The sequence below is a fragment of the Acidimicrobiales bacterium genome (genome assembly GCA_036273495.1).
Taxonomy (GTDB): domain Bacteria; phylum Actinomycetota; class Acidimicrobiia; order Acidimicrobiales; family JAJPHE01; genus DASSEU01.
Genome location: DASUHN010000082.1, coordinates 1 through 4946, shown reverse-complemented (window position 1 = coordinate 4946; position 4946 = coordinate 1). Strand labels below are relative to the sequence as shown.

The window sequence follows — 4946 nt, the reverse complement described above, 5'->3', positions numbered from 1 at the left end:
CCACGCCCAAGCCGACGGCGTGGGCCTCGTCGTACCACTGGTCGGCCGGCCGGTCGTTGTCGAAGCGGGACAGCGCCTCGTAGCCGACGACCCGGAGGGAGCCGAGCTCGACGATCGGCTGGTAGACGATCCGCAGGCTGTCGCCGATGTTGAGCACCGCCTGGATGCGGCGGCGGTGCTCCAGCGACTCCGGATCGTCGGGGACCCCCTGGGCACCGGGGCGGGGCTCGCCCGCCAGCCGGACGAGTTCGTCGACCAGGCGCCGGCCCGGTCCGGTGGCCAGGGCCCGGGCGGCGAGGCGCCGGCCCGGACCGCTGTCCCTCAGCGTCTTGCCACGCATAGTGGTCGAGTGGCTGCTATAGGCACGAAAGCCACTATGCGACCTTTCCGGGCCGGCGTCAATACCCGATGCGCCAGCTTGGTCGAGATAACCCTCTGATCGGCGACCGTCAGCCGGGGACGTTGCGGTCCAGCTCGTCCAGCCAGGTGGTGGCGGTGGCGTCGCTGGGCGCCCGCCAGTCGCCGCGGGGGGACAGGGAGCCGCCCGAGCCGACCTTGGGGGCGTTGGGCAGGGCCGAGCGCTTGAACTGCGATGTCTCGAAGAAGCGGCGGAGGAACACGGCGAGCCAGCGCTTGATCGTGGGCAGGTCGTACTGGTTGCGGCGGTCGAGCGGGAGCAGCTCGGGCCAGACGCCGGACTCCCTGTCCCGCCAGGCGTGGTGGGCCAGGTACGCCACCCGGCTCGGCAGGTAGCCGAAGCGCAGCACGTAGTAGAGGTGGAGGTCCTGCAGCTCGTAGGGGCCCACCACCTCCTCCGAGCTCTGCAGGCGGGTGCCCGACTCGGTCTCCACCGCCGGCACCAGCTCGGGGGAGATCTCGGTGCCGAGAATGGCCAGCAGCACGTCCTCGGCCTCGGGTCCCAGCTCCCCGGAGTCCACCACCCACCGGATGAGGTACGAGATCAGCGTCTTCGGCACCGAGGCGTTGGGGTTGTAGTGCGACATCTGGTCCCCGACGCCGTAGGTGGCCCAGCCGAGAGCCAGCTCCGACAGGTCCCCCGTCCCGACGACCAGGGCGTGGTGGCGGTTGGCCAGCCGGAACAGGTGCGACGTGCGCTCTCCCGCCTGCACATTCTCGTAGGTCGTGTCGTAGACCGGCTCACCGGTCGCGGCGGGGTGGTCGAGGTCCGCCAGCATCTGCAGCGCCGAGGGGCGGATGTCGATCTCGTGAGCGGTCACCCCGAGCGCCTTCATCAGGGCGTGGGCGTTGGCGAGCGTGGCCGACGTGGTGGCGAAGCCGGGCATGGTGTAGGCGAGCACGTTGGTGCGCGGCAGCTGCAGGCGGTCGGCGGCCTTGGCGCACACGATCAGCGCCTGGGTGGAGTCGAGTCCACCGGAGACGCCGATCACCATGTGGTCGATGCCGGTGGCGGCCAGCCGCGTCGCCAGCGCCTCGACCTGGATGTGGTACACCTCGGCGCAGCGCTCGGCCAGGCGCGCGGGATCGGCCGGCACGTACGGGAAGCGCGAGATCGGCCGGCGCAGCTCGACCGGCTCGGCCGGCACGCCGAGCACGAAGCGCACCCGCCGCGTGCGTGCCACCCGGTCGGCATGGTCGTGGGCGGCGTCGGAGAAGCTGGTCTGGCGGGTGCGGTCGGCGCGCAGCCGCAGTAGGTCGACGTCGGCGGTCACCAGCTGGCTCTCGGTCAGGAACCGCTGCGACTCGGCCAGGATGTCCCCGTTCTCGGCGATCAGGGCGTGGCCGTCCCACGCCAGGTCGGTAGTCGACTCGCCCGCCCCGGCGGCGGCGTACAGGTAGGCGGCCATGCAGCGCGCCGACTGCGACTCGCACAGCAGGCGCCGGAAGTCGGCCTTGCCGATGACGATGTTGGACGCCGACAGGTTGGCCAGGACCGTTGCTCCGGCCAGGGCGGCGTAGCTCGACGGGGGAGTGGGGACCCACACGTCCTCGCAGATCTCGAAGTGCAGCACCAGGCCTTCGACGTCGGTCGGCTCGAACAGCAGGCCGGGGGAGAAGGGGGCGCTCTGCCCCGCCACTCTGATCTCGCCCTCCACCGCGTCGCGCGCCGCCACGAACTGGCGCTTCTCGTAGAACTCGCGGTAGCCGGGCAGGTAGCTCTTCGGTACTACCCCGAGCACCTGGCCGCGGTGGGCGACGACGGCGCAGTTGAACAGCCGCCCGTCGACGCGCAGCGGGGCCCCCACCGCCACCACCGTCGGCAGCTCCGCCGTCTCGTCCACCACCCGGGCCAGGGCGTGCTCAACCGCGTACAGGAGGGCGTCCTGGTGGAACAGGTCGTCGGCCGAGTAGGCCGACAGCCCGAGCTCGGGCAGCACGCACAGCACGGCGTGGTCGGCCGCGGCCTGGCGGACCAGCTCGATCGTGCGGTCGGCGTTGTGCTCGGGGTCCGCCACCCGTACCGTCGGCACCCCCACGGCCAGCCGGGCGAAGCCGTGGCGGTACAGGGACTCGAACGGCAGGCTCATCCGTGGCCAGTCTGACAGGGCGTTCAGCGCCGCTGGTGTGATTCCACCCGGACGCAGCAGCGCCCCGGCGTGGGATCGAGGCGCGCCTCGACTCCCTTGGCGCCCATGCCCTCGATCAGGCCCTGCACCAGCTCGACGTTCATCCCGCACACCAGCTCGCGCTGGGCCTCGGCCAGGGCGTGGAACGGGCAGTTGCGCAGCACGACCGAGCGACCCTCGACCAGCGGCTCGTAGCCCTCGTCGGCCAGCGCCGTCGTCACCGCGTCGAGGCCGGGGGCCCGCCGCCGGGCGAGCCCCGCCCGCGCCTCCTGGCCGACGCGCCGGCCGTGCTCGCGTGCCTCTTCGCCTGCGGCCTCGGCGGGGGCCGCCTCGGTCTGTTCCGCCTTGGCCACCGCCCCGGCGAGGAGGCGGCCGGCCAGCTCGTAGCGCCGCTCGGGCAGGTGGATCGTCAGCTCCCCGGTGCCCCGGCGGTAGAGCTTCGCGGGCCGGCCGGCGCCGGGACCGCTCCGGCCCGGGGGGCGGCGGAACTCGACCTCGAGCAGGCCCACCTCGGCCAGCTTGTCGAGGTGGAAGGCGGCCACCGAGCGGGCCACCCCCAGGGCGCCGGCGGCCTCGTCCCGGCCCACGGCGTCGGGCTGGTCGGTCACGTAGGCGTAGACCCGGCGGCGGAGGGGCTCGTGGAGAGCAGCGGCGGCGGCCAGGTCGGGACGGTCTTCCACGCTCCCAATTCTAAAACAGAAAATCCTTGACGCAATGGGTCCCGGGTTCTAAAGTCAAAGTTAGTCGTCTATAGAAACCCTTACCGAACCCATCGACAGACCGAGGAGGCCGACCATGGCTACCGCCACCCCCCTGCAGGAGCACCGTGGACACGAGTGGAACCTTCCCCGTCCGCTGCGCGTGCTGGACGCCCCGCCCGTGCACGAGCGGCGGCTGGCGGACCCCGGCTACCAGGCCTACCTGATCCTGCGCCTGGCGTTCGTGGTGGCGCCGATCGTCTTCGGCGTCGACAAGTTCTTCAACTGGATGGTCCCGTGGACCCGCTACCTGTGGGTCGGCTTCTCCAACTTCCTGCCCGGCACGCCGCACCAGATCATGGAGGGGGTCGGGGTCCTCGAGATCACAGCGGGGATCCTGGTGCTGCTGCTGCCCCGACTCTCGCCCTACGTGGTGGCGGCCTGGCTCGGCGGCATCGTCACCGACCTGGTCATCCAGAGCGTGTCGATCGGGGGCCACACCGGCGTGTTCTGGGACATCGCCCTGCGCGACTTCGGACTGATGCTGGCCGCCCTGGCCCTGGCCCGGCTGTCGGCGGCCTACGCCCCGCCGATGTTCTCCCGGCGGTCGTCATGAGCGCCGGCTCTGCGGGCGGGGGCTCAGGCGGGCCCTCGTCCGTCGTGATCGTCGGCGCCAGCCTCGCCGGCGCCAAGGCCGCCGAGACCTTGCGCAAGGAGGGGTTCGACGGCGGGGTGGTGCTGGTGGGGGAGGAGACGTTCCGCCCCTACGAGCGCCCCCCGCTGTCGAAGGACCTCCTGCGCGGTGACGTCGGGCCCGAGAAGGCCTACGTCCACGACGAGTCCTTCTACGCCGACAACGGGATCGACCTGCGCCTGTCGTGCCGGGTCGAGTCGATCGACGTGGGGGCGCGTCGGGTCGGCCTGGCCGGCGGGGAGCAGGTGCCGTACGACTCCCTGCTGTTGGCCACCGGCGCCGCCCCCCGCCGGGTCTCCGTCCCCGGCGCCGACCTGGCCGGGGTCCACTACCTGCGCACGCTCGCCGACAGCGAGAGCCTGGCGGCGGCCGTCCGCTCGGCCGGCCGGGTGGCGGTGATCGGTGCCGGCTGGATCGGCAGCGAGGTGGCGGCGTCGGCCCGTCAGATGGGGGCGGAGGTCTCGATGATCGAGGCCGCCCCGGTGCCGCTCGTGCGGGTGCTCGGCCCCGAGCTGGGTGCCTTCTACCGCGACGTCCACGCCGACCACGGCGTCGATCTCCACGTCGGGGTCGGCCTGCAGGAGCTGCGCGGATCCGGCTCGGTGGAGGAGGTGGTGCTGGCCGACGGGACCGTCATCGCAGCCGACGTGGTCGTTGTCGGCGTCGGTGTCACCCCGCGCGTGGAGCTGGCCGAGGCGGCGGGACTGGAGCTCGACAACGGAGTCGTGACCGACCAGTTCCTCGCCGCCAGCGTCCCCGGCGTGTACGCCGCCGGGGACGTGGCCAGCGCGTGGCACCCGGTGCTCGAGCGGCGCGTCCGGTTGGAGCACTGGTCGTCGGCCCTCAACCAGGGCCCGGTGGCGGCGCGCAACATCCTCGGCCGGTCCACCCCCTACGAGAAGCTGCCCTACTTCTTCTCCGACCAGTACGACGTCGGTATGGAGTACACCGGACTCGCCATGGACTGGGACGAGGTGGTTTTCCGCGGCGATGTCGGCACGCGGGAGT

At 72.3% G+C, this 4946-nt stretch carries 5 protein-coding genes; 2 read left to right on the top strand and 3 right to left on the bottom strand.

The window, feature by feature from the left end; translation table 11 throughout:
* The 3 genes from VFW24_03285 to VFW24_03275 form a co-directional block, all read right to left on the bottom strand.
* A partial coding sequence (locus VFW24_03285) for a hypothetical protein (protein ID HEX5265773.1) occupies positions 1 to 340 on the bottom strand: 340 nt, incomplete at its 3' end.
* A gap of 109 nt (positions 341 to 449) precedes the next feature.
* Complete coding sequence (locus VFW24_03280) at positions 450 to 2507, bottom strand: NAD(+) synthase (GenBank protein HEX5265772.1); 2058 nt, start codon at positions 2505 to 2507, stop codon at positions 450 to 452.
* A gap of 23 nt (positions 2508 to 2530) precedes the next feature.
* Positions 2531 to 3226 (bottom strand): helix-turn-helix domain-containing protein, encoded by a 696-nt coding sequence (locus VFW24_03275; protein HEX5265771.1) that lies wholly within the window; start codon positions 3224 to 3226, stop codon positions 2531 to 2533.
* Between the two features lie 115 nt (positions 3227 to 3341).
* On the opposite strand from VFW24_03275, the gene VFW24_03270 reads away from it, so the two are divergent.
* Positions 3342 to 3860, top strand: coding sequence for a hypothetical protein (locus VFW24_03270; GenBank protein HEX5265770.1), 519 nt, complete (start codon positions 3342 to 3344; stop codon positions 3858 to 3860).
* Positions 3857 to 4946: FAD-dependent oxidoreductase (locus VFW24_03265; GenBank protein HEX5265769.1), on the top strand; the 1090-nt coding region annotated here is incomplete at its 3' end. The genes VFW24_03270 and VFW24_03265, both read left to right, overlap by 4 nt.

What these genes read in the sequence shown, in the direction of transcription:
- VFW24_03270 (HEX5265770.1), top strand. Translation starts at nt 3,342, where the DNA reads ATGGCTACCGCCACCCCCCTGCAGGAGCACCGTGGACACGAGTGGAAC.
- VFW24_03280 (HEX5265772.1), bottom strand. Translation starts at nt 2,507, where the DNA reads ATGAGCCTGCCGTTCGAGTCCCTGTACCGCCACGGCTTCGCCCGGCTG.